Consider the following 24499-nt stretch of genomic DNA (forward strand, 5'->3'; position numbering starts at 1 on the left):
AAATTCGAAGGGTGGCGATACGGCAAGGCAGCTACCCGGTCTCGAGTGTAGCGAGGCTGAGGACCGAGCTGTTTCATATATTCAGACGGTAGGTATCAGAAAATCAGATGACAAAGGGCAGAGATATTTCAATGCGTCAGCTGCGCTATTTTGTCGCCGCCGCCGACGCCGGACAGTTTTCCCAGGCGGCGCTGAAGGCACATGTGTCGCAGTCGGCGATTACGGCGGCCGTGTTGCATCTGGAACAGTCCATGGGCGTCAGCCTGTTCGACCGCTTGCCCCATGGCGTGTCACTGACCGCTGAAGGCAACAAGTTCTCCCAGCATGCGCGGCACATCCTCGACACCCTGCAGGACGCTCTCAGTGAACCGCTGTTTCACGGTCACGCCATGCAAGGCACCGTACGTGTGGGCGCCTCTTACACGGTTCTGGGCTATTTTCTGCCCGCGCTGCTGGCGCGATTCAAACGTAGCTACCCCCAGGTGGAAATCGACCTGATCGACATGGACCGTCACAGCATTCAAGAAGCCCTGGTCAATGGCGATCTCGACCTGGGCCTGACGATTGTCTCCAACACCCCAAACCTGTTGGGATTCGTGCACCATGTGCTGATTCGTTCTCGCCGCCAACTCTGGTTGTCCAGTCAGCATCCGTTGATATCCGCCACCTCGATCAATCTCGAAGACGTCGCCGAGCACGCCTATATCCTTGCTACGGTCGATGAGGGGGAGGCGTCGACGTCGCGCTATTGGGAGTCCCGTGGACTGGCGCCCAAGGTGGCTTTTCGCACCTCATCCATGGAGGCATTGCGCGGGCTGGTGGGGCATGGTTTCGGCGTGACCATTCTGTCGGACATGGTCTACCGGGCCTGGTCCCTGGAGGGCAAGAAAATCGAGATCCGCCCGCTGGTAGACGTGATTCCACCCATGGAGCTCGGACTGATCTGGCTGCCGGATACCCGATTGTCAGCCGCGGCCCAGGCATTCCGGCAGTTCATGATCATGGCCTGCGCCTCGTAGCTTTGATGCTGGCGCGCAGCGTCGACGGGTTAATAGCCGGAATCGAAGGAGGAGGGGATCGTAAATCGCGAAAACTGTGCAGTGGTATTGGATATTCAGATACTGGAAAACAGGTTGGTTTTATAGCGTCTTCGCAGAGGGCAGTATCAGGTTTGGTATTTCAATTTCAGTTCGCCGCTTGCTTGATATCTCCGCAGAAAATATCGACGTTGCCATCGGCCGGCGTGGTTGTCACAACCACGGAGTAGCTATTGGAAAACAGTTCTGACATGGCGACTGGCGCGCTTCGTGAGTAGGTCCAGCCACCGATGGCGGAAATACGGCTGGTGTTGATCCGGTCATTCATTGTGTAGGCAACGGGCCTGGGTTGTTTGCAGCTGCCTTTGTGTATTGACGTATAGAGGTTCAGGGGACTGAGGGTTCCGCTTGGAACCCCACCGATGATGAAGGTAAAGGCGGTCTCATTGCCTTGGCTGGCCAATGTCGTATTGGCAATCTCGCCGGTGTTCTGTGGCGTAGCCAGCAGAGGAATGGTCACTGTCTGGCTTGATGAATGCGTACAGCCGAGCATCATCACCGTGACCATCAGAGCCGTCGATTGGTTTCTCACATGCATGATAAAACTCCTGTGCCCCGAAAAAGTGGTACGGGAGATTTTGGTATAGCTCATTGAGCACTGCCCTAAGAAGGATGCAGACAGGGGGCAGGGCAATACTGCCGGTCCTGAAGACTGGAACGGGGCCGACCAGATCTGTCGGCCGAGTCACGCCTTGCGCATCGTGACACCGCTACAGACAAGCGTTATTGGCCGGCGGCCAGGTACCATTGTTCATCAGGCTGTCGAAGGTCTCGGTCATCTCTTGCGCCGAGTTCGGATAGTCGTGGCGTACCCACCACAGCCACAGCCCGATCAGGGCCCCCACGAAACAGCGTACCGCTGCTTCGCCACGCATCTGTTCGAGCTGATACAGGCCCTGTTTTCGGTAGTGTTCCCGTACCTGGATGATCAGGATATTTTCCAGGTGGGCGAGAATCACGCTCTGGCCGGGACCGCTGAAAAATGACGTCGTCAGCGCCGCATGACGTTCGGTGGCGCTGAACAGCCAGGCCGACACATCCAGCAGGACACGACGGTCGCCACCGACTTCGGTGACCTTGGTCGAGGGCATGCCGATGGCTTCGTATCCGGCGACGATCAGGTCTTCCTTGTCGCGAAAGTGTGCGTAGAAAGTGGAGCGGGCCACCCCCGTACTGTCCAGCAATTGCTGCACGGTGACCCCGTCATAGCCCTTTTCCAGCGCCAGGCGATACATGTGGTCCAGCAGCAACTCCCGGGTGCGTTGAGAGCGCAACGCGTGGCGTTGTCCGGAGTGGCTTTTATCGGCTATTTGCACGCAAGCGAAATGAGACATTCTGTACCTCGGCAGCGCTTTTTTTATTAGTGTCTTGGCGCCGGGCGTGGGGTTGCCCGGCGGTGATCGGTCAACAGTGACAGAGGTTTTTTCATACCGGCAAGATAACTTTTAGAACATTTTCACCGAAAGTGTTAATGAATTCTCCGTATGCCGAACAGATTCGCGGTTCTGTTCGTTGTGGCTTTGCCCCTGCGGCCTTACCGTTTCTCCAGTCCGTCAGAGACCCTGGAGAACAATAATGAACCACCCCGCTGAAGCGTCCGCTCCGGTTCCCGCGCATATCCCCATGCACCTGGTACGTGACTTTGATCTGTGGGCGGAGCTCACCGCCCAGGGCGAACACGCCATCGTCAACATGCGCCGCACGATCACCTGCGACGTGCAGATCGGCGATGTCCTCCCACTCGATGACAACGGCTACATCGCCAGCACCGGCTTCAGCGTGCCGGCAAGGCAGGAGAGTCTCGCTCGGCGAGGTGCCCGGGCTTGTCCGGAACGGGTCATCGAGATTCGCGATACGCCCGCCGAACCCCGGTAAAGGCTGCCTTGGGGCGGGAAGGTTTACAGCAACCAGCAAAAGAAGAACAACAATGAGCAAAACCTACGACTACATCATCATTGGTGCGGGGTCATCGGGCTGTGTGTTGGCCAATCGACTGTCAGCAGACTCGACCGTTTCAGTCCTGCTGATCGAGAGCGGCCCGGATCACACCAGCCCATTGATCGCCATGCCCCGTGGCATTGGCAAACTGCTCAACCCCGGTAACGCCCATGTGTGGAGCTACAAGGCTGCGCGTGGAGAGGGCATGAGTGATGAGCAGTGGCTCAAGGGCAAGACGATTGGCGGCTCCAGCTCCGTCAACGGCATGGTCTATGTGCGTGGCGCACCAGCCGACTACGACAACTGGGAAGCACAAGGCTGCACGGGTTGGGGTTGGAAAGACATGGGCCGGCAATTCGTCGCCCTGGAAGACCACCAATTGGGTAAAAGCCAATGGCGCGGTGTAGGTGGCCCACTCAAGGTCACCGTGCACCCGTCTGGCGATGCGCTGTGCGATGCGGTCATCAGCGCTGCCGGCGAGCTTGGCGTGGCACGCACCGAGGACACCAATCATGTCGACTCGGTCAGCCAGGGGGGCTTTGGCTACCAACCGCAAACCACCTGGAAGGGCCAGCGATTCAGTGCAGCCAAAGCCTTCCTCGACCCGGTGCGCAAACGACCGAACCTGACGGTAATGACCGGCACCGACGTGCAACGCATCGAGTTCAGCAAGCGCCGCGCCTGTGCCGTGCACGTAAGCGGCAGTGCCGGCCTGGCACGGTTCGAGGTGCGTCGCGAGGTGTTGTTGTGCGCCGGAGCCATCGAGTCGCCCAAGCTGCTGCAACTGTCCGGTATCGGTCCGGCCAGGTTGCTGAACTCGTTGGGCATCACGGTAGTGCAAGACGCGCCCGAGGTGGGTCGCAACCTGCGTGAGCACGTGTACATGGCCATGCAGTACCGGGTCACCCGTGGCAGCTTCAACCATTGCTTCCATGGGGTGGGTTTGCTGGGGGCGGTGGCGCAGTACTTTCTGCGCAAGAAAGGGCCGATGACCCATGCCGCCCACGAGGCCGGTGGGTTTATCAAGACCCGCCCGGAGCTTGCGCGTCCGGATGCGCAAATCGGCGTCAGCCTTTACTCCATGGACGGCGACGGCAATAAGGTCGAAATCGACAAGCAACCCGGCCTGACCATCGGCGGCTATTTCCTGCGCCCGCAGAGCCAGGGAGAGGTGCGTATTCAATCGACGGATGCGTCGGTACCGCCGCGGATCAATGCCAACTACCTGAGTGCCGAGATCGATCGCACCTCGGCGATCGCCTTGTTTCGCTGGTTCCGCCGCCTGGCCGCGCAACCGGTCCTCAAGCCGTTCATCGTCGGCGAACTGACACCTGGGCCGCAGGTGGAAAGCGACGAGCAGATTCTTGCCGCGTTCCGCCGCTTCGGCCAGACCGCCTTCCACGTCTCCGGCACCTGTCGCATGGGCAGCGACAGCGCCTCGGTGCTCGATCCCCAATTGCGCGTACGGGGTGTCGAGGGCCTACGGGTGGTCGACACCTCGGTGATGCCGTGCCTGGTTTCCGGCAACACCAACGCCCCGGCCATGGCCATAGCCATGCGCGCCGCGGAACTTATCACCGGCAAAATCCCAGGAGCTTTTGCATCATGAACCAGAGCACCACGACTGTTCCCTTTACCCAACTGGACAAGCTCTACATCGATGGCGCGTGGGTAAGTGTCGACGGCCCTCGCGAAGCCGTGCTCAACCCGGCCACTGAAACGGTGATCGGTCATGCCCCGACGGGTGATCTGCACAGCGCCGATGCGGCGATTGCCGCTGCACGTAACGCTTTTGACAGCGGCCCCTGGCCGTGGCTGAGCATGGCCGAGCGTGCCGGTTATCTACGGCGCATGCATGCCGCGCTGGTGGCAAAGCGTGAGCAGATCGCTGCGCTGATCATCGCTGAGGTCGGTTGCTCGCAAGGCGTGACCTACGCCATGCAGGTGGATATGCCACTCGGGCACGTGCTGACGGCTATCGAGCAGTCGCTGCACAGCGACAGCGTGCAGATTCCGGTGCAGGCCAATCCGAATCCGTTCAACCCGACGGGGCCGATGATTCTTGGCAGCGGCACGGTGGAGCGCGAGGCCATTGGCGTGGTGGCCGGCATCACGGGCTACAACTTTCCGTTTTTGCTCAACCTGGCCAAGGTGTTCCCGGCCTTGCTGGCCGGCAACACCCTGGTGCTCAAGCCTTCGCCATTTACCCCGTACTCGGCGTTGCTGTTCGGTCAGATTGCCGAAGAGGTCGGCTTGCCCAAGGGTGTGCTCAACATTGTCACCGGCGGCATCGATGTCGGCAGTCTGTTGAGCAGCGATCCACGGGTGGACATGGTGTCGTTCACAGGTTCCGAGACGGTAGGGGTCAGCATCATGAGCCAGGCCGCACCGACCCTCAAGCGCGTGCATCTGGAACTGGGTGGCAAATCGGCCTTGATCGTGCGTGCCGATGCCGACATCCAGGCCACTGCCCTGGGTGCGGTCGCCGGGTTGGCGGTCAACGCGGGGCAAGGCTGCGCGTTGCTGACTCGTTTTGTGGTGCACCACTCGGTACGCGAGCAATTCGTGCAATGCGCCAAGGCGATTGCCGGGCAATGGAAAGTCGGCAACCCGGCAGACCCCAGCGTGATGATGGGACCGCTGATTCGCGAGTCGCAGCGCGCCAAGGTCGAGCATTTCGTTGCCAGTGGCCGCGATGCCGGGGCCACGCTGGTGTGTGGTGGCGGTCGCCCTGCGCATCTGCGCCAGGGTTTCTTCAGCGACATCACCCTGTTCGATGACGTGCGCAACGACATGCTCATTGCCCAGGAAGAAATCTTCGGCCCGGTGGGGGTGGTGATCGGCTTCGACAGCGACGACGAGGCCGTGGCCATCGCCAACGATTCGCGCTTTGGCCTCAATGGCGCCGTGGCCTCGGCAGATGCCGCAACGGCGTACGCCCTGGCGCGGCGCATTCGTGCTGGCAGCGTGTACCTCAATGGCGGCAGCGGCAGCCTGCCTTATGCGCCGATCGGCGGCTTCAAGCGTTCAGGGCTGGGCCGCGAGTTCGGGCCCAACTGGCTCAAGGAGTTCACCCAGGAAAAATCCATCATCTACCCCATCGGGCGCTAGCCAGGATGCCGTTCAACCCGGGTGCAGAAAACGCGACTGACAATAAAAACAAAAGGTGGTTTGCATGAAACAAATGAGCAAAAAGGGGCGCATGCGGGCCGGGCGGACGGTGGTCCTGCTGGCAGTGGGGAAACTGACGTTTGGCTACGGCGGTGCGGCGATGGCGGCGCCCATCGAACTGACCAACCCGGACTATCACCTGCGTTGGGACAATACTTTGCGCTACACCCTGGGCATGCGCACGGAGGAGCAGGACCGGCGCATCATGAACAACCCCAACTACGACGAGTCCGACGGCAAGTTCGACAAGGACGACATCGTCACGAACCGCCTCGACCTGCTCACCGAACTCGACTTTTCCTACCGCAAGGATTGGGGCGCGCGGCTCAGCGCCGCCGGCTGGTATGACCAGGCGTATCACAACGATGATGTGCACAGTAACGTCCCCGGCTTCCAGACCAGTTACTACAACGACCGCTATAGCTCGGATGTAAAACGCTACGTCGAAGGCCCGTCGGGGGAAATCCTCGATGCTTTTGTCTGGAAGAACCTGCGCCTGGGCGACGCCACGGTTAACGTCAAGGTCGGCCGCCATACCAACTATTGGGGCGAGGGCCTGCTGTTTGGTGCCCATGCCATTTCCTACTCGCAAGCGCCGCTCGATGGAGCCAAGGCGGTGACCAGTCCTGGCATTGAAACCAAGGAAGTGTTCCTGCCTATCGGGCAGATTTCCGCGAAGGCCCAGGCTTCCGACAACCTGACCCTGGCTGCGCAGTATTTCTATGAGTGGGACTACACCCGCATTCCCTACGGCGGTACCTACTTCGGCGCGGCAGACCCGTTTTTCGAGGGACCGGATCGCTTGCCGGTAGCACCCGGTTTTTCCCTGAACCGCGAGCGATCCAAGTACGGCCGTGACTCGGCCAACTGGGGCGTGATGGCCAAGTACGATGTCGAGGCGATTCAGTCGACCTTGGGTGCGTACTACCGCCAGTTCGATGACTACCAACCCTGGCTGGCCCCGCAAGTTTCGGCTGCCACTGGCAGTTACCGCCTGGTGTACCCACGGAGCGTCAAACTCGTCGGCCTGAGTCTTTCCACGGTCCTCGACACCGTGTCGGTTGGCAGCGAGATCTCCTATCGCAAGGGCGGTGCGTTGAACGCAGTGGGCGTCGACCCTACTGACAACGAAGGGCCACGGGGCGATACCTACCACTTTGTGGTCAACGCCGTGTACGGCGTGCCGCGCAACTTTATCGCCAAGAACGCCACGCTGGTGGGCGAATTCGCCTATAGCCATCTGCGCAAAGTAACCGAGCACGAAGAGCTTTACCTGGGTGAGAACAACAACAATTGCGTTGACCCACGTGTTGGCACCCCCGGTTCAGGGGACAAGGAAGACGGTTGTTCGACCCGCGACTATGCAGCCATTGCCGTCAACTACACACCGCAATACCTGTCGGTATTCCCTTCCTGGGACATGACCGTGCCGCTGACCGTCAATTATGGCCTGTCGGGCAATGCCGCAAGCGCCGGCGGTGGCAACGAAGGCGCACTGACCTGGTCTGCCGGTGTGCAGATGACCTACGCCCAGCGTTACGAATTCGGCCTGCGTTACTCCGACACCGACGCCCAGTCGAAGAACATTCCTGGCGACACCGTCGGTGGCAATGGCGCCGTGGGCGGAACCGACCGTGGCTGGCTGGCCTTCACTTTCAAAACCTCCATCTGAATACGCCAAGAAACGGAGTACCTGTTTATGAAAGGACAATTTGCATGGGCGGTGGCGCTGTTGGGCATCGCCACCTGCAGCCAGGCTGCGGCTCCGGCCGACCAGGTTGCACAAATCGGTAAAACCCTGACGCCCTTCGGCGCGATCATCGCGGGCAATGCCGATGGCAGCATTCCTCCCTACACGGGAGGCCTGAGGCAAAGCCCGCCAGGCTTCAAGCCAGACAGTGGATTCTGGGCCGACCCGTTCAAGGATGAAAAACCCCTGCTGCGCATCAACTCGAAAAACATGGACCAATACGCCGACCGCCTGAGCGGCGGACAAAAAATGCTGCTCAGTAAATTCCCTGACTACTACCTGGATATCTACCCGAGTCACCGCACCGCGGCGTACCCGCAAGACATGCTTGATGCCTCCACGCGCAACGCCAGCAACTGCCGCACTACCAAGGACAATCTGGCAGTCGATCCGACGTGCCGTGGAGGGCTACCGTTTCCGCTGCCGCAAAACGGCAACGAGGTCATCTGGAACCAGCAATTGCGTTACAAAGGTTCGGGGTACACCACCACGGCATCGTCCAACAGTTGGGTGGTGGATTCCCGGGGCTCGGTGACCAAGACCGCCGAGTCGGCCACCATGGAGGAGGCCCCGTATTACCAGGTCAAACAGTCCGATCGAGACCCGCAGTTGTACTACCGCGCCTGGGCGCTGGACAGCTACCCGGCCCGCAGCGCTGGGCAACTGATCATCCTCGCCGACTTCCTCGACCCGCAAAGCCAGCCACGCCGTGCGTGGAGCTACACCCCGGGAATGCGCCGCATCAAGCTGGCGCCGGAATTCGCCTACGACACGCCGGTACCCAACCAGGGTGGGGTGAACCTGTTCGACGAGTTGCAAATGTTCTCCGGCAGCCAGGACCGCTTCGACTACAAGCTGATCGGCCGCAAGGAAATGTACATTCCCTATAACGCCTATAAGTTCTATTTCAGCTGCGGTCAGGAGGAGCAATTCCAGGCGCATCACGCCAACCCTGCCTGCGAACGTTGGGAGCTGCACCGGGTGTGGGTGGTGGAGGCGACGCTCAAGCCTGGCAAGCGCCACGTCTACAGCAAGCGCACCTATTACCTCGATGAAGACACCTTCGGCGCGGGCCTGTATGACGCCTGGGACCAGGGCGGGGTGCTGTACCGCGCGCTATTCCAGAGTGGCGTGCAGCTATATGACAAGACCCTGCCGTATACGGTGAAAAACGTCAGTTATGACTTTAACAAAGGCATGTGGTCGTTGCTCAACGATGGCCTCAAGGGCGGCTACCGGGTGCACGACGCGCCGCTGTCCGAGCGCGATATGAAACCCGAGTCGATTGTTTCTCAGGAAACACAACGCTGATTGCATCGAATGGACACGCATTTGCGGCCTGAGAGGGCCGCTTTTTTTTGGTGCTGCGCGCAAGCCTGGGGGACACAGATAACGCAATCCCTGTAGGAGCGAGCTTGCTCGCGAAAAAACCTGAGAGCACCGCAGGGTGTCAGGCTCCCCGAGTCGTCGTTGACCTCCATCGCGAGCAAGCTTGCTCCTACAAGGGCTGAACCCCGCAAAAGTTGATCCGGGTTGACTCTTGTCCAATAAAAATATGAACAGATATCTTAACTGTGTTTATATTATTGGCGATGCATTTTATCCCTCGAATCGACCTGAACGTCCTGCCATGGGGCGCTGGGTCTGCTGGCTGATTACAACAAGGAGAACGCCATGCTGATTGATGTCCACGCCCACTTGCTGACTGAGGGCATGCTTAACCGTCACGAGTTCTGGGGGCCGTTCATGAAGGTGCAGGGGCTGACCGTGGGGCATTTTTCCCTCGGCACCAAGCAACCGGCCAAAGCCGTTACGGATGCCGAAGCGCAGGCGAACCTCCTCGCGCGCATGACCCACGCCAGCCGCCGCAAACTGATGGCCGAGCGGGGTGTCGACAAACTGGTGATGTCCACGCCGTCCCACTGCTTCATGTATTGGGCCGGTGATTTCGCCAATGAATACGCGCGTCTGTGCAACGACGAGCTGTCGGCATTTTGCCGGGCCGATCCCGACCACTTCGATTTCTGGTGTCACGCCAACCTGGCGGACCCGCAGAACGCGGCCAAAGAAATCGAGCGCGCCGTGACTCAATTAGGGGCCAAGGGCGTGTGCGTCGGCGGGGCCAATTTCAATGGTCTGGAAGCTCACGATGAACGCCTGTTCCCCGTCTGGGAAAAACTCACCCAGCTGGATGTGCCGATCATGGTGCACGGCTTCAACCAGTCGATCTACTGGGGTGAAAAACACACTGACGACAAGTTCGAAACCACCTCGATCGTGGGCGATTGCGTCGATGAAACGCTGTTCTTCTGGTACCTGATCTGCGGCGGCGCGCTGGATGTTTTCCCGACCCTGAAAACCTACATCACCCATGCCGGTGGCATGGCGGTGTTCCAGTTGGGGCGCCTGAGCGAGCTCAATCGGGCGATGGCACCGGACTCGCGCAACCAGCGCCCGTTAATGGATTACATGCAGAACTTCTACTTCGACCTCGACGTGCATGCCCCTGGCCTACGCCGTGGCGTCGCCGAAGTGGTCGGCGCGGAGCGTCTGTTGTACGGCACCAACTTTGGTGGCGCCTATGACCATGGCGACCTGACCGAAGGGCTGGGATTGTCTGCCCAAGACCGTGAACGGATCCGCAGCGGCAACGCGATCGAACTGCTCAAGCTGAAGGTTCCGGCCAACGCTGGCCGGGTGCTGACGCCGTGACGGACAGCCTGCTGGACATGGCCGTCGGGCGGCCATACCCGCAGCGCACCGGGCGATTTCCTCGGCAACTGAGTGAGATCTCCGCAGCCTGGCTCACGCAGCTATTGCAGCCGCGTTATCCAGGCATCGAGGTCCTGGCGTTGACGGCGGTGGAGGTCCGCAACGGGCACACCACCAAATTGCGCGCCAGGCTTGAGTTGAACGAGGTCGGACAGCGCACGGGTATTGCTGCGCATGTGTGCCTGAAGTCGAACTGGTCCGAGGGGTTCGAGAGCGGCGATATCTGTGAGCTGGAGGCGCGCCTGTATCATCTGGCGCGCGACTGGTCCGACGCGCCATTGCCCGCCACCTTTTTCACCGACTGGGACGCCGATGGTGGCGGGCGCGGCGTGGTGATGATGGAAGACCTCGGCCTGGCTGCCGGACAATTTGGCCATAGCACCGATCACCTTGGCGTGGACGGCGTCGCTCGAGGGTTGGAATCACTGGCGACCTTGCATGCTGCTACCTGGAACAGTCCGCTGTTGCAGGAACAGCGCTGGCTGCCGGTGTCGATGGCCAATCCGGTGGACAGTGATGGCCTGTTGCGCATGTACAACTACATCAAGGTCAATCTGCGCAAACCCGAGTATCAGCGACTGTTGCCGAAATGGATGTATGAGACGCCGGAGTTGTTCAGCCATGCCTTCGATGAATTGGCGGCGTTCGAGCTGGAGCAGACTTCACCCAGCTGCTTGATTCATGGCGATTCGCACCAGGGTAATAGTTTCGTGCGCAGTGACGGGCAGCGTATCTGGCTGGATTGGCAACTGGCCCGGCGGGGCCGACCATGGCGCGATGTCGCGTATTTCATGCTCGGCGCGCTGACCGTGACGCAGCGCCGCGACGATGCGCAGCGTTTGCTGCAGGTGTACCGGGAAAAGTTGATCAGCCTGGGGGCCGAAGGCGTGCTCGGCCAGGACGCTGCCTGGGAACAGTTGCGTCGTTGGCCCGTGTGGGGGATGCAGACCTGGATGTCGAACATGGATGACTGGGGGCAGGCCGGGCTGCCCATGGTGGAACGCTTTTTCGCCGCCGCCGAAGATTTTGATACTGTGCGCCTGCTGACCCACGGCCGTAAGCCGCGCCGGATGCCGATTCTGGGGCAGGGCGCACGGCCGTTGACCCAAGCGTATCAACACTTGCAGGAGAGTTGAGCATGACCGTTCAGGAAGATTTGCGCTTACAAGGCGCGGATAACTTTCGCAGCTTGAAAGGCATTCCCTCCCATTGTGGTCGCCGCATTGGCGGCGACGTTCTCTTGCGGGCAGACCAGTTGCATGGCCTGACCGCTGAAGACTGGCAGGCACTGCAGCGCCTGGGATTGAAAACCGTTTGCGATTTACGCAGCACGGGCGAGCGTGAACGTTACCCGAACCGCATGCCCGATAGCGCCATCCATGAACTGCACCTGGAGGTCATCGGCGATGTCCGGGCCGATCCACGCCTTGCCCTCATGCTGGCAGCTAACCCGGTGGAGGAGGGTGCTCGGGGCATGATGCTGGAAGTTTACCGGCTGCTACCGGGAATGTTGGCGCCCCGGTTGCCGGCACTGTTCGAGTTGTTTTTGGCAGGCAAGGGCTCGGTGTTGATTCACTGCACGGCGGGCAAGGACCGCACTGGCATCGCGGTCATGTTGCTGTTGCACGCCCTTGGCGTCGAGCCTGAACACATCATGACCGACTATTTGCGTTCGGCACGGCGTTTCAATCAGCTGAGTGCAGAGCGCCAGCAGGCAATGAGTCATGCGGTGAGCCGGATGGTGGGCCAGCCGGTCAGCGAAGCGGCGTTCGACGCGGTAGTGGATGCCCGGCCTGAATACCTGAATGCCGCTTATGCGGTGATCGAGGCGCAATACGGTGGCCTGGATCGCTATCTGCAGCGCTTCAGTGGGTTGAGCAACGCGGGCTTGCAGGCATTGCGAGATACCTTGCTGGTCGCCTAGGTCGCGGCGCGGGTCATGAGCCGCGCCGGCTTCCATTGCGCCAATCCGATCCCCAGCAAGATCAGGCCGCCACCCACCGCGTGGTACAGGTGTAAAGTTTCCCCGAGCAGCACGATCGCCAATACGGCGGTAAACAGCGGCACCAGGTTCATCAATACGGCAGTTTTTTCTGCACCGAGGGTTTGCAGGCCGCGCATCCATAATCCTGGTGCCAGCGCTGAGGCGAACAGGCCAGCGAACAGCACCAGCGGAATATTCTCCGCCGTCAGGGCTATCGAGGGGGCCAGCACGAAAGGCGGCACCAGCAGCAGGGTGCCGCAGATAATTTGCACGTACAAGGCTTCCCAGGTCGGCAGGGGAATCTGCCAACGCTTCACCAGCACGCAATACAGCGCGTACGACAGCGACGCCGCCAACATCATCAGCTCACCTTGCCCAACCCCGTGCTGCCAGAGTGACGACAAGTCGCCTGCTGCCAGCAACCAGGCCAGTCCGGCAAACGAAACCACAGCGCCGACCAGCAATGTCGCGGTGGGCCGGGTATTGAGCACCGGGAAGGCCAGGAGCACGGTGAGCAGCGGCATGGTCGCCAGAATCAGGCCCATGGAGGTGGCGCTGACGGTGTGTGCCGCGAAATACGCCAGCGACTGGTACAGCGACATGCCGAGCAATCCCAGCAGCCACAGCTTGGCCAGATGAGGGCGAATCTGGCGGCGCAAGCGCCATACCCTGGGCAACAACACCGGTGACAACACCAGCAATGCCGTCAGCCAGCGATAGAAGGAAATGGCTGCGGGGTCGATCACCTCGACCGACAGGCGGTTGACCACCGTACTGGCGGCCCAGATCAGCGTGGCAAGGACGGGTAGCAGCAGATTCATCAGGGTGCGCCAAGGTTGAGGGTGCTCTGGGCGCACCGGGACCCAGGCCGCTTTCGCGGCCATCGGTGAATGCCGGACTGCGTGTGCGCGTTATTCGCTGGCAGCGTTACGCGCGGCAATGGCAGCGGCAAAGTCGCGCTTGAGCGTCGGGAAGTAAGCAATCTGCCCACCCATGCCACCGGCTATGTCGATCGAGGCAGCGCTGATAAAGCTTGCATATTCACTGGCCAGGAACAGCGCCATGCCAGCAACGTCTTCAGGCTTGCCGTAGCGTCCGAGCGGCACCACTTTCATCACCATGGCGTCGAACTCCTCGCGACTCACGCCCGGCCCCATCTCTTTGTAATGGCGGTCCCACTGGCCGGTATCGATCCAGCCCATGTTCAGGCTGTTGACCAGGATATTGTCCTTGGGCAGGGACATGCCCAGCGAGCGGGAGAGGGCGATGCATGATGCGCGGTTGATCACTGAGGGAATGCCATCTGGCGTCGGAATCGCGCCGGCAAGGGCGTTGATTTCGATGATTCGCCCCCAGCGTTGTTCACGCATGAACGGCACCACGGCCTGGACGAAACGAAAATGTCCCATCTGCAGGATGTTGGCATGTTCGAGGATGGCCTCCGGGGTCAGGGTATCGAGATTGCCGCCGCGTCCTTGACCCGCATTGTTGACCAGCACATCGACACCGCCCCAGGCGTGTGCAACTTCTGCGACAAAAGCCTTGACTCCCTCACTGTCGGTCACGTCAACCGCACGGGCAATCACCGCCTGGGCGTGTTCCTCGAGCTGCACACCGACTTCGCGGACGGCTGCCTCACTGCGGGCGCAAATCGCTACCCGGGCCCCTTCAGCCGCGAAAGCCCGGGCTATTGCCAGGCCAATGCCCCGGGAAGCGCCCGTGATGATCACGCGTTTTGCACTCAAATCAATGTTCATGCTGGCTCCTGTTGTTTTTTTTCTGCCGGTTCACTTGCGGGTTTTCCTGGCGAACGCCCGGATTCAGGGGGGTGCCCGGGCTATTGAAAGCCCAAAGAGGTCAATCGTCAAAGATTATTTGAACGTTTATGTGTTTTGTGTGCAGTATTGTCCCTGGCGACACCGTTGGCTGAAACAGGTAGCCAAGGAATCGTGGCTAAAATTCTTAATAGAGAACTGCAATCTTTATGTGGAATTTTACTTTGCGATCCGTTACGGTGGCTTTCAGCTGAGGAGGAAAGTGGTCCTGGATGCGTGCCAGACCTCTTGAGCGGACTGTCCAGGCGGGACTTGCAACGATCCTGTGAGGTTTCGCAGATCGCTGGAATGACTGTTTGAATGCACTTAACGACTGAAAATAAAAATAAAAGGTAGTGTGTATGAAAGAGAAGACCAAACAGGGTCGGCGGGTGCTGACTCAAGGTGCTCTGACACTGTTGATGGTTGGCAGTGCACAGGGTTTGATGGCGGCCTCGTTCGACATGTCGAACCCAGACTACCGCGTGCGTTGGGACAACACGGTCCGTTACAACCTGGGGATGCGGACCGACAGTCAAGACAGCCACATCATGAACACGCCGAACTACGACGAGTCGGACGGCAAGTTCGATAAAAACGAAATTGTGACAAATCGTCTTGATGTGTTAAGTGAATTCGATTTTTCCTATCTCAACGAGTGGGGCGCCCGTCTCAGTGCAGCCGGCTGGTACGACCAGGCCTACGATGACGACGAAGTCCACAGCAACATCCCGGGCTATGCGACCAGCTACCACAACAACAAGTACAGCGGTGAAGTGGACCGCTACATGAACGGTCCTTCGGGTGAAATCCTCGATGCGTTCCTTTGGCGTAACTTCAACATCGGTGAAATACCGGTCAACGTGAAAGCCGGTCGCCACACCAACTACTGGGGTGAGGGCCTGCTCATCGGCGCGCACGCCGTGTCTTATTCCCAGGCGCCAAGCGATGGCGTGAAAGCTTCGACCAGTCCTGGTATCGAAACCAAGGAAGTGTTCCTGCCAGTCGGGCAAGTGTCGGCCAAGGCGCAGATCACCGACCACCTTTCCGTTGCCGCTCAGTACTTCTATGAGTGGGATCCAACCCGCATCCCTTACGGTGGCACTTATTTCGGTGGCGCCGACCCCTTGTTCGAAGGCCCGGACCAACTGCCGCTGGCCGCCAACGGCGCGACCTTTCAGCGCCAGGATTCGAAGTTCGGCCGCGATGGAAAGAACTGGGGCGTGATGGGCAAGCTTAACGTCGAGGAAATCGAATCGACTTTCGGCGCCTACTATCGTCAATTCGACGACTACCAGCCTTGGTTGGCACCACAGATCAAGGCCGCGGCGGGTTCCTACCGAGTGGTCTACCCACGCGGCGTCAAGCTCGCAGGCCTGAGCTTCGCCCGGGTCTTCAATACCGTGGCTGTGGGTACCGAGCTGTCCTATCGCATGAACGGCGCGTTGAATGCCACCGGCGTCAGTGCCCTGGATGATGAAGGTCCACGTGGCGACACGATCCACTTTATCGCCAACGCTGTTTACGGCGTACCGCGTAACTTCATTTCGAACAACGGCACGTTGGTCGGTGAGTTCGCCTACAGCCACCTGGACCGGGTGACCGAGCACGAAGAGTTGTACAAAGGCGTGGGCGAGAACGCTTGCACCAACGCCCGTACGCCCACAGTCCCGGGTTCCGGCAGCGAGTCAGACGGCTGTTCCTCGAAAGATTATTACGCCATTGCTGTGAACTACACGCCACAGTACATTTCGATCCTGCCGTCCTGGGACCTGGATGTTCCATTGACTGTCAACTATGGCCTGCATGGCAACGCACCGACTGCGGGTGGCGGGAACGAAGGTGCGCTGTCTTATTCGGTCGGCCTGAAGGCCACTTATGCGCAACTCTATGAGTTCGGGTTGCGTTACGCCGATACCAAGGCTCAACCCAAGCATTTGGCCAACGGCACCGTAGCCGGTAACGGTCCAGTCGGTGGTACCGACCGGGGCTGGCTGGCGTTTACCTTCAAGACCTCCTTCTGATAAATCCAACAAGAATCGGAGAATGTGTTCATGAAACGACAACTTGCCTTATCCATTGCCCTGATGAGCATGGCGACCTACACCCTGGCGGCAGGCGGTGACGCTTCCGAGCTGGGCAAAAGCCTCACCCCGTTCGGAGCGGTCAAGGCGGGTAACGCCGAGGGCACCATCCCTGCCTATGAAGGTGGCCTGACCAAGGCGCCTGCTGGCTTCGTACCCGACAGCGGGTTCTGGGTCGATCCGTTCAAGGATGAAAAGCCACTGTTTCGCATCGATGCCAAAAACGTCGACAAGTACGCGGACAAGCTCAGTGAAGGGCAAAAGACCCTGATCAAGAAGTACCCGACCTATTACATCGACATTTATCCAAGCCACCGCACGACTGCCTATCCCCAGGCCGTGCTCGATGCCACTGTGCGCAACGCCAGCAGTTGCACGATTCAGAAAGACGGCCTGGCGGTCGATCCGGCCTGCCGTGGCGGCTTGCCGTTCCCGATTCCAAAGACCGGCAACGAAGTGATGTGGAACCAGCAGGTGCGCTACAAGATCGGCACCGGCTACTCGACCACGTCCTCTTCGAACAGCTGGGTGGTGGATGCCAATGGCTCGATCACCAAGACCGCCGAGCAAGCGACCTTCGAAGAGACGCCGTACTACCAGGTCTCCCAGGCCGATCGTGATACGCTGATGTATGCCCGGGTGTTCTCGCGCAACGACTATCCGGCGCGTCGCTCCGGTGAAGTCGTGGTGCTGACCGACTTCCTCGATCCACTGGCCAAGGCCCGTCGTTCCTTCAGCTACTCCCCGGGTCAGCGTCGGGTCAAGCTGGCGCCAGAGTTCGCCTTCGATACCCCGGTAGCCAGCCAGGGCGGCGTGACGCTGTTCGATGAGCTGCAAATGTTCTCCGGCAGCCAGGACCGCTTCGACTACAAGCTGGTCGGTAAAAAAGAGATGTACATCCCGTACAACGCCTACAAGTTCTACTTCGGTATCAAGCAGGAAGATCAGTTCATGCCGCACCACGCCAACCCGGCCAACGAGCGTTGGGAGCTGCATCGGGTGTGGGTCGTGGAGGCGACGTTGAAGCCGGGCATGCGCCACGTCTACAGCAAGCGCACCTATTACCTGGATGAAGACACCTTCGGCGTCGGCCTGTATGACGCCTGGGACAAGAGCGGGGCGTTGTATCGCTCGATTTTCCTCAGCGGTGTCCAGCTGTATGACAAGAACATTCCCTACAACGTGAAGAACGTCGTGTATGACTTCAACAAAGGCATGTACGCGCTGCTCAACGATGGGCTCAAAGGTGGTTACAAGTTCTATGACAAACCACTTTCCGAGCGGGACATGAACCCTGAAGCCATCGTAGCCCGGGTCACCCAACGCTGATGTGAGTCGCCTGTCCTGCCCGCCGGTTTGCGCATCAAGCCTGGCGGGTAGAAGAGGTGGGTTCTGCCATGCGGGATGGTTAAGGAATAAAAATAATGATTAGCCCTTGCCCTGCTTCTTTTGTTTTTTCCAGGTCGCGCCTGTTGCTTGCGATTGCGTTGACCCTGGGAGTCAGCTCGTTACTGGCGATGCCTGCTTATAGCGCAGCCACGCCTTCCACCGATTCGCTGGACGTGCCGGCGCAACGGGTGGACGAGCGTCTGCCAGCGCCCTTGTTGTCCGTCGCCAGGGCTGGCGATGCGTTGATCAGCGTCGGCCTCCACGGATTGATCCAGCGCTCCACCGACGCGGGACGTACCTGGCAGCAGGTCGACAGTCCGGTGTCCGGCGATCTGGTGCAGGTCCGGTTTCGCGATGAGCGCAATGGCTGGATCGTCGGCCACGATGCCCTGGTTCTGCACACCACGGATGGCGGTCACAGCTGGCAAGTGCAACTCGACGGGCGCCGCCTGTTGACTTTGCTCAATGCCTACTACGGTCCGCGGGCGGAAAAAGGCGACGAGTCCGCAGCCCTGGTGGTCAGGGAAGTGGCAATGGCCGCCGGTACCTCGGCGACCCCAGGCGTATTGGCCGCACCCTTTCTCGATGTGATGTTCGATGAGCAAGGCAACGGCTTTGCCGTGGGTGCCTTCGGGCTGTTGTTGCACAGCACTGACGACGGCCAGAACTGGGAGCCGTGGATCGAGCGCAGTGACAATGAGCGGCGCATGCACTTGTATGGCCTTGCTCAGCACGCGGGCGCAGTCTATATCAGCGGCGAACAGGGGCTGTTGATGCGCCTGGACCCTCAGCAACAACGCTTCGTGAAAATCGACACGCCCTACGCCGGCACCTACTTCGGCGTCCGTGCCTACGATCATCTGCTGCTGGCCTACGGGCTGCGCGGCAATCTGTTCGCCAGCCGCGATGACGGACAGCAATGGCAGGTCGTGGAAACCAACCTCAATAGCAGCCTGGTCAGCATCGTCGAGCAGGGCAACGCCTTGATCGTCGTGAGCCAGGGCGGGCAACTGGTCAGCGTTGATCGACACAATTTGCAAGTCACCCCGCTGGCGGATGCACGACTGGGTGAGGTGTATGCAGCCAGTGCCACCAATCAGGCTGGGAGCCTGGTTGTCACGCGCTTTAGCGGCGCCAAGGTCATCGATATCGCCCAGGCCAACTGAAGCCGTCGGCACGATTCCCCTACGAGAAAGAAAAAATGGTCGAGCAAAAATTCAACAGCGGGATGCCAGTGATTGCCAACCTGGAGGACTTTGACAAGAACTCCGGAGGCTGGTTTGAACAGGTGATTTTCCGGCATCGCATGTTGGTCATCGTTGCCTGCTTGCTCGCCACCGTGGTGTTGGGCTTCTTTGCTACTCGGCTGCAGGTGAATGCCAGCTTCGAGAAAATGATCCCCAGCTCCAGCCCCTACATCAAGAATTACCTGGCCTATAAAGACCAGCTTCCGGGGCTGGGTAACAGCATTCGCGTGGTGGTGGAAAACAAGACCGGCGATATCTATGACGCCGACTACTTGCTGGCACTGCAGAAAGTCAACGACACCCTGTACCTGATCCCGGGCATCGACCGCTCCTGGATGAAATCGCTGTGGATGCCCATCGTTCGCTGGAAAGAAGTGACGGAGGAGGGCATCGATGGCGGTGCGGTGATGCCTTCCGATTACGACGGCAGCGACAAGTCGATCAAGGCCCTGCGCCGCAACATCATGCGAGCCGGCATTGTCGGCAACCTGGTGGCTAACGACAGCCGGTCGAGCATGATCGTCGCGCCGTTGCTCGATACCAATCCGCAGACCGGCAAACCACTGGACTACGGGGATTTCTCCAAGCAACTGGAAGCACAGATTCGCTCCCTGGAAAATGACAAGGTCGGCATCCACATCGTCGGCTTCAGCAAGCTGGTCGGCGACCTGATCGACGGCCTGTATTCGGTGATGCTGTTCTTTGGCGCCTCCGTGGTGATCGCCGGACTGTTCGTCTATTTCTACACCCGTTGCCTGCGCAGCACCTTGTTGCTGGTGAGCGTCGCGGTGGCGGGCGTGGTGTGGCTGCTGGGCTTGATGCAAATCCTCGGCTACGAGCTAGATCCGTACTCGATCCTGGTGCCGTTCCTGATTTTTGCCATCGGCATTTCCCATGGCACACAGAAGATGAACGGCATCCTTCAGGACATTGGCCGTGGCACCCATAAATACATTGCCGCGCGCTATACCTTCCGCCGTTTGTTCCTCACGGGTCTGACCGCACTGTTGACCAATATCGTTGGGTTTGCCGTGCTGGTGATCATCGATATCCCGGTGATCCGCGACCTGGCCCTGACCACCAGCATCGGCGTCGCCGTGCTGATTTTCACCAAGTTGCTACTGATTCCGGTAGCGCTGTCGTACCTCGGTGTCAGTAAAAAAGCCGCGCGAATCGCCATCGCCAAAGACCAGGCCGGCGCAGAAAACAAGGGTTTCCTGGGGCGTCTGTGGAGCGGCCTCGACCGCTTCACCGAACGGCCGATGGCCACCGCGGTGATCGCCGTATCGCTGCTGGTGACCCTGGCGGGCAGTGTGGTGATGATGCATCTGAAGGTGGGCGATCTAGACCCCGGTGCACCGGAGTTGCGTGCGGATTCGCGCTACAACCGCGATAACGCCTACATCACCAGTCATTACGGGCTGTCCAGCGACCAGTTCGTGGTCATCATGAAGACCAATGAAGACAGCTGCCGCCTGTACCAGTCGCTGCAAAGCATGGACAAACTGGCCTGGCGCCTGCGTCAGACGCCAGGCGTTCAAACCACCCAGTCGTTGGCTGAAACCGTACGAATGATCAGCTCCGGCATGGCCGAAGGCAGCCCGAAATGGCTGAGCATCAGCCGTGACCAGGCGATCACCAACTCGGCGGTGGATGCGGCGATGATTTCCGCCCCGGGGATCACCAACCAGCAGTGCTCGGTCACCCCGATGATTGCCTATCTTGCTGACCACAAGGCCGACACCCTGAGCCGCGTATTGCAGGTCTCCGAAGCGTTCGCCAAGGAAAACAACAGCGCTGCCGGCGCAGAACAACCTGTGGAATTCCTCCTGGCCGCGGGCAATGCCGGCATTGAAGCCGCCACCAACATCGAGGTCGAGAAGGGCATCATCACCATGTACCTGGCGGTGTATGGCGCCACGGCCTTGCTCTGTCTGCTGACCTTCCGCAGCTGGCGTGCAACCCTGGTGGCGCTAATTCCGTTGCTGATGACCACGATCATCTGCAAGGCGCTGATGGTGTGGTTGGGCATCGGCCTCAAAGTGGCCACCTTGCCGGTGATCGCCGTCGGGGTCGGTGTCGGTGTCGACTACGCGCTGTATCTGCTCAGTGTGCAACTGGCGGTACAGGAGCGTGGCGGCAGCCTGGCGGTGGCTTATCGCCGCTCGCTGGACTTCACCGGTCGTGTCGTTGCACTGGTGGGCCTGACCATGGCCGCCGGCGTGATTACCTGGGCCTGGTCGCCGATCAAGTTCCAGGCGGACATGGGCATCCTGCTGACCTTCATGTTCCTCTGGAACATGCTCGGTGCACTGGTGTTGATCCCGGCCCTGTCGCATTACCTGCTCAATCCCAAGGGCAACTCCAAGGCCGGAGTGACCCTCGATCTCGAAGACGCCCGCGCGCAGCAGGAACCGCGTAAGCCCGCAGCCGGCGCACCTACCCCCTCATTGACTGAGCTCGCCTTACCCCGGCGTGCCCGCTGACTAATAGCCGGGCACAGGCCCAGGCTGGCAATTGCAAGGAGAGAAGTATGTTCGAGTTACTGATGAGTGCCGACATGATGGTTCCGGACCCGGACGGCATGACGGAAATGCTGGTCGACAAGCTCGGGATCTACAAGCACGAGCGCTGGCGCCAAGCGTTCGATAATCACCCGTATATCGCGCACTTCCTGCGGGTACACAAATCCCTGGCGGTGTCGCCAACGCGCATCGAACCGCAGTGGCACCTGGATCGGCCGAACCCCGGCGACCCGTTGTTCCATGACTTTCTCGAAAGCCTTAAAGATTTCCAGGGCCACCATCGGCCGATGATCACCCACTCCATCGTGCTGGCCCTGCACGGGGACAAGTTCGACGCGCTGGTGGACAAACTGATGCGCCGCCGCTTGCCGTTCCGCATGGCACAGCGCACCCCGGAAATGCCATTCGACCGCCTGTGGCTGGGCGCGACCCCGGAGAAGCCGTACTACCAACCTGACGTGGATGGCGGCCTGTGCATTGAAATCATGCCGACCGAGCCGTTGCAGATGCCGCCGGAAACCTACCAGCTGCCACCGGTGCAACCACGCGATCTCAAGCCCGGCGACATGGTGCGCGTCACGGCCCGTGGCTTCCTGGTCCGCGACCTCGACGAAACCCTGCGCAAGGTGTCAACCAATCTCGACTGGGAACCGAGCGGTCCGGTGGAGAACATCCGCAGCGAAGGTTACCGCCGTGCGCGCATGGGGTTCACCGTGTCCAACAGTGCAACCCTCGATGTACTCGAAGCGACCTACTGGAACACCGACGCCGGCCATTACGTCAACAACTGGGGCCCGGGCCCGTACTACATCCGTATCGGAGTCAACGACCTGGCTGCCAAAGCGGAAGATTTGCGTGCACGCGGCACGCGGTTCCAGTGGATCGAATCCTCGGAGGCCGTTGGCGGTCGTCCATTGATCAAGATCGATCCACAGGAACTCAATGGCCAGGTCTTCGAGTTCGAGGAGTGCCCTGCATGAGTACAGCGCAAAACCGGCAGCCTCCCGAGCTGATCAACGACGCGGTGCGCCTGGAGCGCGATGCCATGGTGGGCTGGGTGGTACTGACCCGCCCCGGACAGATCAACGCCATCAACGATGAAATTCGCCAGGGCGTACCGCAGGCACTGGCGCTGCTGCAGAAAGATCCCGGGATTCGCGTGATCGTGATTCGCGGGGAAGGCGAGCGGGGCTTTTGTGCCGGCGCCGATATCAAGGAGCGTCGCGGCCCGGAGTCCAGCTTGCAGGTTCGCCAGCGTATGGAAAACGTGCGCTGGATCGAAACCCTGGACGGCATCACCAAACCGGTAATCGCCGCCATTCATGGCTACTGCATGGGTGGCGGGCTGGAGTTGGTCCTGGCGTGTGACATCCGTTTCGCCGCCCCCGATGCCGTGTTCGCCCTGCCGGAAACCGGGCTTGGGCTGATCCCCGGTGGCGGCGGCACGCAACGACTCTCCCGAGTGGTGGCACCGGGTCAGGCACTGGACATGTTGCTCACTGGTGACCGGGTGGGCGCCGAGCAAGCGCAGCGCATTGGCCTGGTCAGTCGACTGGCCAACGACAGTGCCAACCTGGTGGAAGAAGTGCGGGCTTTTGCCCAGCGCATCGCCAGCAAACCACCCACCGCGTCGGCCTTTGTCAAACAGGCCGCGCGGGCGGCGCTGGAAATGGATCTCAAGCGTGGCCTGGACCTGGAGCTTGATCTGTTCGCCTTGCTGGCCCCGACCAAGGACGCCCGCGAAGCGGCCCTGGCCTTCAGCGAGCGGCGCGAACCGCGATTTACCGGTGAGTAAAGCGTCATCCCCAAAACAAAAAGGATAAGGGCATGAGTACAGGAAAACTGGCAGGACGAGTGGCCATTATCACCGGCTCCGGTGGCGGTCTGGGCGCCGAGTGCGCACGGGTATTGGCGTCCCATGGCGCGAGCATCGCCGTGGTCGATATCAATTTCGAGGGCGCCACGGCTGTGGCCCAATCGTTGCTCGCCGAGGGCCATCAGGCCTTGGCGATCGCCACCGATGTGTCCTCGGAAGACGACGTGCGGGCAATGGTTGCCCAAGTGAAAGAGCGTTTTGGTCGTATCGACATCCTGCACAACAACGCGGCGATCTTGAATGCCGAGCAACGCCAGCTGGACCGGGATTTCGTCAACCTCGACATGCAGGCCTGGGACCGCGCCATCGCCGTCAACCTGCGTGGCGCAGTGCTGTGCACCAAGCATGTGATTCCGGTCATGCTGGAGAACGGCAAGGGCTCGATCATCTTCGCCACCTCGGGCCTGGGGATGCAGGGCGATATGTCCCTGACTGGCTACGCCACCTCCAAGGCGGGGCTGATGATGCTGCCGCGCATGGTGGCCTCCCAGTACGGCAAACAAGGTATTCGTGGCAATGCCGTGCAGATCGGGCTGGCGCCTTCGGAACACGCCATGCCTGAACCCTTGCTCGACATTCTGCGCGACAACCACTGCACCGCCGAGCTGGGTACGCCTCGGCAGATCGCCGATGTGGTGGCGTTCCTGGCCAGTGACGAATCCTCCTTCGTCACCGGCACCACCCTGGTCGCCGATGGTGGTTTCAGCAGCCACACGCCATCTTTGGTAGCGATGCGCGCGTTGTTCGCGCAGATGGGTCGCACCGGCATGTAACGGTTGCCTCGGTGCGCCGTCCGGTGCGCTGGGGTTGTACTTCGCCACCACAGCCGCCGCGCGCCGCCGTGGTTGAATG

Annotated in this window: 20 protein-coding genes; 16 read left to right on the forward strand and 4 right to left on the reverse strand. The window is 60.2% G+C overall.

The window, feature by feature from the left end:
• The first annotated feature begins 107 nt into the window (after positions 1-107).
• Positions 108-1019 (forward strand): LysR family transcriptional regulator, encoded by a 912-nt coding sequence (locus tag DKB71_RS13555; RefSeq protein ID WP_408600706.1) that lies wholly within the window; start codon positions 108-110, stop codon positions 1017-1019.
• 166 nt (positions 1020-1185) lie between these two features.
• Here the strand turns inward: DKB71_RS13555 and DKB71_RS13560 are convergent, their stop codons facing one another.
• Positions 1186-1635: a hypothetical protein gene (locus tag DKB71_RS13560; protein WP_408600707.1), complete on the reverse strand. Its 450-nt coding sequence runs from the start codon at positions 1633-1635 to the stop codon at positions 1186-1188.
• Positions 1636-1807: 172 nt separating this feature from the next.
• Entirely contained in the window at positions 1808-2431 is a 624-nt protein-coding gene (locus tag DKB71_RS13565) for a TetR/AcrR family transcriptional regulator (RefSeq protein WP_408600708.1), read from the reverse strand.
• Between the two features lie 289 nt (positions 2432-2720).
• On the opposite strand from DKB71_RS13565, the gene DKB71_RS13570 reads away from it, so the two are divergent.
• The 8 genes from DKB71_RS13570 to DKB71_RS13605 all read left to right on the forward strand — a co-directional run bounded on the left by DKB71_RS13570 (position 2721) and on the right by DKB71_RS13605 (position 12652).
• Entirely contained in the window at positions 2721-2972 is a 252-nt protein-coding gene (locus DKB71_RS13570) for a hypothetical protein (protein WP_408600710.1), read from the forward strand.
• 52 nt (positions 2973-3024) lie between these two features.
• Positions 3025-4644, forward strand: a complete 1620-nt coding sequence (locus tag DKB71_RS13575; protein WP_406590931.1) for a GMC family oxidoreductase — start codon at positions 3025-3027, stop codon at positions 4642-4644.
• The gene (locus tag DKB71_RS13580) at positions 4641-6146 is read left to right on the forward strand and encodes an aldehyde dehydrogenase family protein (protein WP_406590932.1); all 1506 of its coding nucleotides are present in this window, start codon (positions 4641-4643) and stop codon (positions 6144-6146) included. Before DKB71_RS13575 ends, DKB71_RS13580 begins: the two co-directional genes overlap by 4 nt.
• Before the next feature lie 64 nt (positions 6147-6210).
• On the forward strand, positions 6211-7878 hold the full coding sequence (locus DKB71_RS13585; RefSeq protein ID WP_408600711.1) for a DUF1302 domain-containing protein: 1668 nt from the start codon (positions 6211-6213) through the stop codon (positions 7876-7878).
• A gap of 27 nt (positions 7879-7905) precedes the next feature.
• Entirely contained in the window at positions 7906-9267 is a 1362-nt protein-coding gene (locus DKB71_RS13590) for a DUF1329 domain-containing protein (RefSeq protein ID WP_406590934.1), read from the forward strand.
• 363 nt (positions 9268-9630) lie between these two features.
• Positions 9631-10668, forward strand: a complete 1038-nt coding sequence (locus DKB71_RS13595) for an amidohydrolase family protein (RefSeq protein WP_408600713.1) — start codon at positions 9631-9633, stop codon at positions 10666-10668.
• Positions 10665-11864 carry a phosphotransferase gene (locus DKB71_RS13600; protein WP_408600714.1) on the forward strand — a complete coding sequence of 400 codons (1200 nt, stop codon included), beginning with the start codon at positions 10665-10667 and terminating at the stop codon, positions 11862-11864. Before DKB71_RS13595 ends, DKB71_RS13600 begins: the two co-directional genes overlap by 4 nt.
• A gap of 2 nt (positions 11865-11866) precedes the next feature.
• Entirely contained in the window at positions 11867-12652 is a 786-nt protein-coding gene (locus DKB71_RS13605; protein ID WP_408600715.1) for a tyrosine-protein phosphatase, read from the forward strand.
• On the opposite strand, the gene DKB71_RS13610 is transcribed toward DKB71_RS13605, so the two are convergent.
• Together DKB71_RS13610 and DKB71_RS13615 are read right to left on the reverse strand one after the other, a co-directional pair.
• Positions 12649-13533 (reverse strand): DMT family transporter, encoded by an 885-nt coding sequence (locus tag DKB71_RS13610; RefSeq protein ID WP_408600716.1) that lies wholly within the window; start codon positions 13531-13533, stop codon positions 12649-12651. The genes DKB71_RS13605 and DKB71_RS13610 overlap by 4 nt on opposite strands.
• 90 nt (positions 13534-13623) lie before the next feature.
• Complete coding sequence (locus DKB71_RS13615) at positions 13624-14469, reverse strand: SDR family oxidoreductase (RefSeq protein WP_408600717.1); 846 nt, start codon at positions 14467-14469, stop codon at positions 13624-13626.
• Between the two features lie 419 nt (positions 14470-14888).
• On the opposite strand from DKB71_RS13615, the gene DKB71_RS13620 reads away from it, so the two are divergent.
• The 7 genes from DKB71_RS13620 to DKB71_RS13650 all read left to right on the forward strand — a co-directional run bounded on the left by DKB71_RS13620 (position 14889) and on the right by DKB71_RS13650 (position 24420).
• On the forward strand, positions 14889-16550 hold the full coding sequence (locus DKB71_RS13620) for a DUF1302 domain-containing protein (protein WP_408600718.1): 1662 nt from the start codon (positions 14889-14891) through the stop codon (positions 16548-16550).
• A gap of 30 nt (positions 16551-16580) precedes the next feature.
• Positions 16581-17939: a DUF1329 domain-containing protein gene (locus DKB71_RS13625; protein WP_408600719.1), complete on the forward strand. Its 1359-nt coding sequence runs from the start codon at positions 16581-16583 to the stop codon at positions 17937-17939.
• A gap of 95 nt (positions 17940-18034) precedes the next feature.
• Positions 18035-19165, forward strand: coding sequence for a WD40/YVTN/BNR-like repeat-containing protein (locus tag DKB71_RS13630; protein ID WP_408600720.1), 1131 nt, complete (start codon positions 18035-18037; stop codon positions 19163-19165).
• A gap of 35 nt (positions 19166-19200) precedes the next feature.
• Positions 19201-21732, forward strand: a complete 2532-nt coding sequence (locus DKB71_RS13635) for an efflux RND transporter permease subunit (RefSeq protein WP_408600721.1) — start codon at positions 19201-19203, stop codon at positions 21730-21732.
• A gap of 47 nt (positions 21733-21779) precedes the next feature.
• Complete coding sequence (locus DKB71_RS13640) at positions 21780-22751, forward strand: lactoylglutathione lyase (protein WP_408600722.1); 972 nt, start codon at positions 21780-21782, stop codon at positions 22749-22751.
• Positions 22748-23566, forward strand: coding sequence for an enoyl-CoA hydratase/isomerase family protein (locus DKB71_RS13645; RefSeq protein WP_408600723.1), 819 nt, complete (start codon positions 22748-22750; stop codon positions 23564-23566). Before DKB71_RS13640 ends, DKB71_RS13645 begins: the two co-directional genes overlap by 4 nt.
• Before the next feature lie 32 nt (positions 23567-23598).
• Positions 23599-24420 carry an SDR family NAD(P)-dependent oxidoreductase gene (locus DKB71_RS13650; RefSeq protein WP_406590946.1) on the forward strand — a complete coding sequence of 274 codons (822 nt, stop codon included), beginning with the start codon at positions 23599-23601 and terminating at the stop codon, positions 24418-24420.
• The last annotated feature ends 79 nt before the right edge of the window (positions 24421-24499 follow it).

The sequence above is a fragment of the Pseudomonas sp. PLMAX genome (assembly GCF_046042685.1).
GTDB lineage: Bacteria > Pseudomonadota > Gammaproteobacteria > Pseudomonadales > Pseudomonadaceae > Aquipseudomonas > Aquipseudomonas putida_AE.

Excerpts from the sequence above, each read along its gene's own strand:
- DKB71_RS13555 (WP_408600706.1), top strand. The coding sequence starts at position 108 with ATGACAAAGGGCAGAGATATTTCAATGCGTCAGCTGCGCTATTTTGTC.
- DKB71_RS13560 (WP_408600707.1), bottom strand. The coding sequence starts at position 1,635 with ATGCATGTGAGAAACCAATCGACGGCTCTGATGGTCACGGTGATGATG.
- DKB71_RS13565 (WP_408600708.1), bottom strand. The coding sequence starts at position 2,431 with ATGTCTCATTTCGCTTGCGTGCAAATAGCCGATAAAAGCCACTCCGGA.
- DKB71_RS13570 (WP_408600710.1), top strand. The coding sequence starts at position 2,721 with ATGCACCTGGTACGTGACTTTGATCTGTGGGCGGAGCTCACCGCCCAG.
- DKB71_RS13575 (WP_406590931.1), top strand. The coding sequence starts at position 3,025 with ATGAGCAAAACCTACGACTACATCATCATTGGTGCGGGGTCATCGGGC.
- DKB71_RS13580 (WP_406590932.1), top strand. The coding sequence starts at position 4,641 with ATGAACCAGAGCACCACGACTGTTCCCTTTACCCAACTGGACAAGCTC.
- DKB71_RS13585 (WP_408600711.1), top strand. The coding sequence starts at position 6,211 with ATGAAACAAATGAGCAAAAAGGGGCGCATGCGGGCCGGGCGGACGGTG.
- DKB71_RS13590 (WP_406590934.1), top strand. The coding sequence starts at position 7,906 with ATGAAAGGACAATTTGCATGGGCGGTGGCGCTGTTGGGCATCGCCACC.
- DKB71_RS13595 (WP_408600713.1), top strand. The coding sequence starts at position 9,631 with ATGCTGATTGATGTCCACGCCCACTTGCTGACTGAGGGCATGCTTAAC.
- DKB71_RS13605 (WP_408600715.1), top strand. The coding sequence starts at position 11,867 with ATGACCGTTCAGGAAGATTTGCGCTTACAAGGCGCGGATAACTTTCGC.
- DKB71_RS13610 (WP_408600716.1), bottom strand. The coding sequence starts at position 13,533 with ATGAATCTGCTGCTACCCGTCCTTGCCACGCTGATCTGGGCCGCCAGT.
- DKB71_RS13615 (WP_408600717.1), bottom strand. The coding sequence starts at position 14,469 with ATGAACATTGATTTGAGTGCAAAACGCGTGATCATCACGGGCGCTTCC.
- DKB71_RS13620 (WP_408600718.1), top strand. The coding sequence starts at position 14,889 with ATGAAAGAGAAGACCAAACAGGGTCGGCGGGTGCTGACTCAAGGTGCT.
- DKB71_RS13625 (WP_408600719.1), top strand. The coding sequence starts at position 16,581 with ATGAAACGACAACTTGCCTTATCCATTGCCCTGATGAGCATGGCGACC.
- DKB71_RS13630 (WP_408600720.1), top strand. The coding sequence starts at position 18,035 with ATGATTAGCCCTTGCCCTGCTTCTTTTGTTTTTTCCAGGTCGCGCCTG.
- DKB71_RS13635 (WP_408600721.1), top strand. The coding sequence starts at position 19,201 with ATGGTCGAGCAAAAATTCAACAGCGGGATGCCAGTGATTGCCAACCTG.
- DKB71_RS13640 (WP_408600722.1), top strand. The coding sequence starts at position 21,780 with ATGTTCGAGTTACTGATGAGTGCCGACATGATGGTTCCGGACCCGGAC.
- DKB71_RS13645 (WP_408600723.1), top strand. The coding sequence starts at position 22,748 with ATGAGTACAGCGCAAAACCGGCAGCCTCCCGAGCTGATCAACGACGCG.
- DKB71_RS13650 (WP_406590946.1), top strand. The coding sequence starts at position 23,599 with ATGAGTACAGGAAAACTGGCAGGACGAGTGGCCATTATCACCGGCTCC.